The following is a 6000-nucleotide window of genomic DNA, read 5'->3' as shown; positions in this document are numbered from 1 at the left end:
CACGCACGCAACTCCGCGGTGCTCGAACTCTACCGCCGGCACGGCCGCGACGCGGCGCTGGCCGGGGTGATTCTGACCCGAGGCTCCAACGCCAACCATTTCCTGAAGGAGCGCTCGGCCCAGTACGCGGCGAACCTCGCGGCGATGCTCGGGGCGGACGCGGCCGTCGTCATGATGGAGGACACCGGGAATTCCGTCACCGAGTACATGTTCACCATCCGGGCCCTCGAACGCCGCGGCGTCCGGGCGGTGGGTGTGGCGCACGAGCTGGCGGGGACGCAGGGCGACAGCTCTCCGCTCCTCGACAGCGTTGAGGAGGCGACGGCGCTCATCTCGAGCGGCAACGTCGACGAGCTGTTCGAGACCGGCCGCCCGGAGCGCCTGCTCGGGGGCGACGTGTTTCGCTACTACAGCGGGACGACCGCGGATCCACACGGCGCGCTGCGGGTCTCCGCGATGGAGTGCTTCTGCGGGCTCGCGCGCATGGCGTCGGCCGGCTTTACGGCCGTCGAGTACTGAACCGGGCACCGGCTCCCAGGGAGGCGTCGCGCAATGGCATTCCGCGTGGTGCATTACCTCAACCAATTCTACGGCGGCATCGGCGGAGAAGCGGAGGCGGACGCGCCGTTCACGGTGCGCGAGGGGCCGGTGGGACCGGGCCGGCGGCTCGAGCAGGCCCTCGGCGGGGATGGACGCGTGGTCGCCACGCTCGTGTGCGGCGACAACGCCTTCCACGAGCGCCGCGACGAGACGCTTGCCAAGATCACCGCCGCGGCGCGGGAGTGGGCGCCCGACGTGCTCGTTGCCGGCCCCGCCTTCGCCTCGGGACGGTACGGCCTGGCGTGCGCCGCCGTCGCCTCGCGGGTGGGCGCGGAGCTGCGCATCCCCGCGCTCGCCGGCATGCACCGCGATAACCCCGGCGCCCAGCCCCTCGACCCGCCGATCTACATCGTGCCGACCGGCGAGACGAGCGTGGAGATGGACGCGGCGCTCGAGGGAATGGCGCGGCTGGCCCGCCGGCTGCGCTCGGGGCAGCGGCTCGGACCGGCGCGGACCGAAGGCTACTTGCCGCGGGGCATCCGCCGCAACACGGGCACCGGCCGCCCCGCGGCCGCGCGCGCCGTCGACCTGCTGCTCGGCCGGCTCGGGGGCGCGGCCGTCGAGACCGAGCTGCCGATCGAAGTGCGCGATCGGGTCGCCCCGCCGCCGCCGGTGGCCGATCTCGCGCACGCCACGATCGCCCTCGTCACGGAGGCGGGCGTGGTCCCAAAGGGCAATCCCGACGGCATCGAAGCCGCGCGGGCCACGCGCTGGGCCCGGTACAGCATCGAGGGCATGGAGCGGCTCCGGCCGGGAGACTACGAGTCGATCCACGGCGGGTACGACAATGCATGGGTCAATCAGGACGCGAACCGCGTCCTGCCGGTGGACGCGCTGCGGGCGATGGAGCACGAGCGGTTGATCGGACGCCTCCATCCCGAGTACTTCGTCACCTGCGGCAGCATCGGCAATCCCACCGAAATGCGCCGCATGGGCCGGGAGATCGCCCGGGAGATCGCCGCGGCCGGGGTGACCGCGGTGATCTTGCCGGCCACCTGAGGGACCGGCACGCGTAGCGGCGCTACGCTTGGAAAAGAGATTGAACGGATCGGCATCCCCGCGGTCGTCTGCACCTGTCTGTTCACCGTGGCGACGCGCGTCGGGGCGAACCGGATCCTGCGGGCCGGCCGCTTCCACCATCCCTTCGGCGACCCGAACCGCACGCCGGAGGGTGAGTTTCTCTGGCGGCGGCAGGTCGTCGAGGCCGCCCTGCGGGCGCTGACCGTACCCGTCGAGCAGCCGACGACGTTTGAAGTGGCCGAGTACGTGATGCGGTAGGCGCATGCGATCGGGCGACACAGAGAGGGGGGCGGCGATGACCGAGAATCAGATGCACGTGGCGCTGCAGGTGCTCCGGGGACGGATGAGCCGGCGCGAGCTTCTCCGGCAGGCAGCCCTGCTGGGTATCTCCGCGCCGGCCGCGCTGGCGCTCGTCGAGCGGCCGCGGGCCGCGGAGGCCGCCGGCAAGGTCGTCAACCTCGCGGGGTACGGCGGCGTCTCCAACGATGCGATCCGCACGGCCTGGGCCGAGCCGTTCGAAAAGCTGACCGGCATCCACGTCAACCTGGGCGCGAACGCCTCGCTCGCCCTCGCCAAGCTGCAGGCGCAGTCGGGGAACCCGCAGTGGGACATCGTGGGCCTCGACGGCAGCGAGATGCCGACGGCGGTGAAGCAGGGACTCCTCGAGCGCATCGACACGCACAAGGTCGATATGTCCAAGGTGCCCTTCTACCTCAAGACGCCGTACGGGTTCAAGTACTCCGTTTACCTGTTCACGAAGGCGTACGACCAGCGGAAGATCCCGGACGCCAACGCGCCCCAGACCTGGAAGGACTTCTGGGATACCGGCCGCTACCCGATGAAGCGGTCCGTGTACCAGAACGTCGCCGACGGCAGCATCCTCGAGGCGGCGTTGATGGCGGACGGCGTGCCGGTGTCGCAGGTGTACCCGCTCGACGTGGAGCGGGCGCTGAAGAGCCTGGACCGGCTCGGCAAGCGCAACATCATCTGGCACAGCGCGAATCAGCAGCCGATCCAGCAGTTAACGTCGGGCGAGGTAGCGCTCGCGACGGCGTTCAGCGGCCGGGTCATCGTCGCCCGCCGGGACGGTGCGAAGCTCCAGTACACTCTCGATCAGGACGTCGCGTCCGGATCGTACTTCCCCGTGATCAAAGGCGCGCCGAACAAAGAGGCCGCGCTGGCGTTCCTGAACTTCGTCGCGACGAACGACGTCGGCGCGGCGACCTACATGTCGCTCCTGACCTACGCGACCGGGAACGCCGCGGCCGTCCGCCTGGTGCCGCCGGAGGTAGCCGATCAGCTGCCGACCAGCCCCAAGCTCAAGGGCAAGATCCTCTACAAGGACGAGAACTGGTGGGCGGACAACCTCGAGAAGACGGTCATCCGGTTCAAGGAGTGGCAGGCCGCCTGACGGGCGGCGTGCCGTTCCGCGAGGCCCTGGCCCGGGCCTCGCTGCTGGTGCCGCTGTGCGTGGTCTACGCGCTGCTGCTCGTCTGGCCGCTCGCGCTGCTGGCGCGGACGAGCCTCGAGGGCGGCTTGGCCGCGTACGGGGACGTCGTCCGGACCCCGCTGTTCCGGCCGGTGATGGTCAACACGCTCGTCATCAGCGCCGTCACGACGGCCATCGCCGTGGTTCTCGGGTACCTGTGCGCCGCGGCGATCTGGCGCGCGCCGGCGGGCCTGCGTCCTCTCGCCGTGGCCCTCGTGCTGCTGCCGTTCTGGACCGCCGTGCTGGTCAAGAACTTCGCCTGGGCGGCGCTGCTGCAAGACAACGGGGTGTTCAACACCCTGCTGCGCAAGCTGGGGGCGCCGGGCCATCCGGCGCTGCTGCACAACCGGTTCGCCGTGATCGTCGGGATGGTGCACTACGTGCTGCCGTACGCCGTCCTGCCGATCTTCGCGACGATGTCGTCCCTCGATGCGCGCCTGGAGCGGGCGGCGGCGAGTCTGGGCGCGTCGCGCGCCGCGGCCATCTGGTTCGTGATCGTGCCGCTGACGCTTCCCGGCGTGTACGCGGCGACGCTGCTCGTGTTCATCATCTGCACCGGGTTCTTCATCACTCCGGTGATCCTCGGCGGCCCGCGGGACATGATGGCCGCGAACCTGGTCGATTTGTACGCGCGCCAACTGGTGGACTTCCGGGCCGCGTCGGCGCTCGCCGTGATGATCATCGTGGGCGTGTCGCTGCTCGTGAGCGTCTACCAGTGGCTGCCTAAGGAGGGGCAGTTTGGGCGTCTTTGACGAGGCGCTCGCCGCCTCCCTCCGCCGGCCGCCGCGCGCCGCGGGGCGGCGGTGGTGGCCGTTTTCACCCGCGGGCACGCTGCTCTTCGCGGCGTGCGTCCCCATCTTTGTCTTCCTCATGCTGCCCACGCTGGTCGTCGTCCCGATGGCGTTCACCCCCAAGCCGCTCCTGGAATTCCCGCCGAGCGGGATCTCCCTGCGGCCGTTTCGCGATCTCTTCCACGACAGCGCCTGGATGAGCGCGGGGGCGGTGTCGCTCAAGGCGGCCTGCCTCGCGGTCGCGATCGCGACCGTCGTGTCCACGATGGCCGCGATGGCGCTGCACTCGGCCAAGTTCGCCGGCAAGGGGCTCCTGCAGAGCGTCATTCTGGTGCCCATCGTCGCCCCGCTGATCGTGCTCGCGCTGGCGGACTACGAGTTTTTGCTTAGATTCCACCTGACCGGCACGTGGACCGGCATCGGCCTGTCGCACAGCGTGCTGGCGGCGCCCTACGTGTTCATCACCGTCCAGGCCAGCCTCGCAGGCCTCGATCCGGCGCTGGTGCGGTCGGCGCGCAGCCTCGGCGCCGGCAGCCTGTCGGTGTTCCGGCACGTCTACGTCCCCGTGCTCCGCCCGGGGCTCGCGGCCGGCATGCTGCTGGCCTTCATCGCGTCGTTCGACGAAACGGTCATCGCCCTCTTTCAGCAGGGCCCTCAGGCGACCACGCTGCCGGTCAAAATGTTCACGGACATCCAGTACGAGTTGTCGCCCAAGATCGCCGCGGTCGCGGCCCTCTTGGTCGGCGTCGCGACGCTCGTGTTTTCCGTCCAAGCCGCCGCGTTGGTAGGCCGGCGGTCCGCGCGCTGGGGCGGGCGCCCCGCCGCCGGATCGCCCGAATGAGGCGCCCGCCGGTTCCCGCCGTGCTGCCGGGGCGCGACGCGGCGGCGCCGTCCGCGACGGCCGGCCCCCGGGACGTGGAGATCGTGTCCCTCGCGAAGTCGTACGGCGGCCCGCACGTCGTGCGGGATGTGACCTTTACGCTGCGGCAGGGCGAGTTTCTCACGCTGCTCGGCCCGAGCGGGTCCGGCAAGTCGACGACGCTTCTCATGGTGGCCGGGTTCGAGCAGCCGAGCAGGGGGGACATCCGAATCGGGGGGCGCTCGATTGTCGACGAGCCGCCGCAGCGCCGCAATTTCGGCGTGGTCTTTCAGAGTTACGCGCTCTTCCCCCACATGTCGGTGATTGAGAACGTCGAGTTTCCGCTGCGCATGCGCGGGATGTCGCCCCGCGAGCGCCGCGCTCGGGCCGCCGACATGCTGGACAAGGTCGGCCTGAGCCTGTTTGCCCGGCGAAAGCCGCGCGAGCTGTCCGGCGGCCAGCAGCAGCGGGTGGCCCTAGCCCGCGCGCTCATTTTCGATCCCGCGGCGCTGCTGCTCGACGAACCGCTCGGCGCCCTCGACAAGCGGCTGCGGGAGTCGATGCAGATCGAGATCAAGTCGATCCAGCGGCGCACCGGCATCTCGGTGCTCTACGTGACGCACGATCAGGAAGAGGCGATGGTGATGTCCGACCGCATCGCCATCATGCGGGACGGACGGCTGCTGCAGATCGGGGCGCCGAGCGACCTCTACCGGCGGCCCGCCACCCCTTTTGTCGCCGCCGCGCTCGGCGAGACCAATTTGGTGCCGTGCCGGCGCGTCGAGGGCGACGGCCCCTGCCGCAGCGTCGTCCTGCCCGACGGGTCCGGCGGGCGGGCGCAGTGTGCCGATCCCCAGCAGGACGGGACCGGCGAGCGGTGCGCGATGATTTCCGTCCGCCCCGAGCGCATCCGCTGTCTCCTCCCCGGCGAGGCGGCGGAGAACACGATCGAAGGCGTGGTGAAGGACCAGACGTTCGCCGGTTCCTACGTGCGCTGCACCATCCAGGCGTGCGGGCAGGACCTCATCATGAAGACTGGCGAGGACGGGCCGGCGGCCGCGGCGCGACCCGGCCAGCGCGTCCGGATCGGGTGGCGGACCGAGGACGCGCAGATTCTCTACGAGGAATAGGCTGGCGCGCGACAGCGGATTCGTAATGCGCAAGTCACCAGGTTCAAATCCGATCGCCGGCTCCGGTAAAATAAGGGTTTTCGAAAAGCCCTGAGTCGTCCGATACCCCTC

General features: G+C 70.2%; 6 protein-coding genes. All 6 read left to right on the top strand.

All coding sequences use genetic code 11. From position 1 onward, the window contains the following. Nucleotides 1-519, top strand: a 519-nt coding sequence (locus VKT83_17290; protein HLY24223.1) for a glycine/sarcosine/betaine reductase component B subunit, incomplete at its 5' end; no start/stop codon positions are given. Between the two features lie 33 nt (nt 520-552). Then, nucleotides 553-1878: a glycine/betaine/sarcosine/D-proline family reductase selenoprotein B gene (locus VKT83_17285; protein ID HLY24222.1), complete on the top strand. Its 1326-nt coding sequence runs from the start codon at nt 553-555 to the stop codon at nt 1876-1878. 37 nt (nt 1879-1915) lie between these two features. Continuing rightward, nucleotides 1916-3031, top strand: coding sequence for an ABC transporter substrate-binding protein (locus VKT83_17280; GenBank protein ID HLY24221.1), 1116 nt, complete (start codon nt 1916-1918; stop codon nt 3029-3031). Beyond that, the gene (locus VKT83_17275; GenBank protein HLY24220.1) at nt 3016-3861 is read left to right on the top strand and encodes an ABC transporter permease; all 846 of its coding nucleotides are present in this window, start codon (nt 3016-3018) and stop codon (nt 3859-3861) included. The genes VKT83_17280 and VKT83_17275 overlap by 16 nt, the downstream gene beginning before the upstream one ends. Then, nucleotides 3848-4741: an ABC transporter permease gene (locus tag VKT83_17270; protein ID HLY24219.1), complete on the top strand. Its 894-nt coding sequence runs from the start codon at nt 3848-3850 to the stop codon at nt 4739-4741. Before VKT83_17275 ends, VKT83_17270 begins: the two co-directional genes overlap by 14 nt. Continuing rightward, nucleotides 4738-5889 (top strand): ABC transporter ATP-binding protein, encoded by a 1152-nt coding sequence (locus VKT83_17265; GenBank protein ID HLY24218.1) that lies wholly within the window; start codon nt 4738-4740, stop codon nt 5887-5889. Before VKT83_17270 ends, VKT83_17265 begins: the two co-directional genes overlap by 4 nt. Nucleotides 5890-6000: the final 111 nt, after the last annotated feature.

Source organism: bacterium (assembly GCA_035308905.1).
Taxonomy (GTDB): Bacteria; Sysuimicrobiota; Sysuimicrobiia; order Sysuimicrobiales; family Segetimicrobiaceae; genus DASSJF01.
This window is presented reverse-complemented; position numbering and strand designations above follow the sequence as displayed.

Excerpts from the sequence above, each read along its gene's own strand:
- VKT83_17280 (HLY24221.1), top strand. The coding sequence starts at position 1,916 with ATGACCGAGAATCAGATGCACGTGGCGCTGCAGGTGCTCCGGGGACGG.
- VKT83_17265 (HLY24218.1), top strand. The coding sequence starts at position 4,738 with ATGAGGCGCCCGCCGGTTCCCGCCGTGCTGCCGGGGCGCGACGCGGCG.